Origin of the sequence: Mycobacterium sp. E2238 (genome assembly GCF_001672665.1) — a bacterium.
GTDB lineage: Bacteria > Actinomycetota > Actinomycetes > Mycobacteriales > Mycobacteriaceae > Mycobacterium.
The window spans coordinates 1-666 of the sequence record NZ_LZKF01000117.1 but is presented as its reverse complement, the minus strand read 5'-3'; the positions used below and the strand labels follow the sequence as shown (position 1 = coordinate 666).

1 protein-coding gene and 1 pseudogene are annotated in these 666 nt (G+C 69.5%); both read left to right on the top strand.

Annotated elements, in window-relative coordinates; genetic code table 11:
- A pseudogene (locus tag A5711_RS26240) lies at positions 1-114 on the top strand (hypothetical protein); the annotation flags it as partial.
- A 477-nt stretch (positions 115-591) separates the two neighbouring features.
- Positions 592-666 (top strand): PPE domain-containing protein (locus tag A5711_RS26785; protein ID WP_156622491.1); only part of this gene is annotated, 75 nt, incomplete at its 3' end.

Sequence of the window (666 nt, the reverse complement as noted above, 5' to 3'; positions counted from 1 at the left end):
AACCTGCTCGGCGGCATGCCCCTGGCCGGTATGGGCTCTGGCACCCACGCCGGCGCCGGACCCCGATACGGATTCCGGCCCACCGTCATGGCCCGACCCCCCTTCGCCGGATAACCACCGGTCGCTTTCGGCAGCGTAGAAACACGCTTTAGCGCGCGAAAAGTGCCGCGCTAAAGCGTGTTTCGCGTTGGGCCCCGCGGACCGCCGCGCGGCGGAGGCCTTGCCCCACCGCGCCGTCGGCCCCTGCTCCGGCCGACGCCGCTGGGGTCCCTTTATCTGCGACCGGATTTTTTGTCCCGCGCCCGGTGTGATCCGCCCCGGCTCCGCGGGATCACTGGTCGGCCGAGATAGGGCCGACGCACCGTTCCCCCAGGTAGCGGGCGGCCCGGGCCCGCGGGCGTCCGCCGGCCCGTCTTTGCGTGCATTCCCCGCTGCCCGCTGCAAAGGGGTGCCGTCCTCGCCGACCGACCCGTCACGGGCAGCGAGGAGATGGCGCGGCGCTCTAGCCTTCGCAAGCAAGCGCATCGCTTGAAAGCAGCCATCCAGAACACTCGCAAGGGAAACACATGGTTCGAGCCGGGGGGTTCGTAGGTGTTTGACTTCGGGGCGTTACCGCCGGAGGTTAATTCCGGTCGGATGTATGCGGGTCCGGGTTCGGGGCCGTTG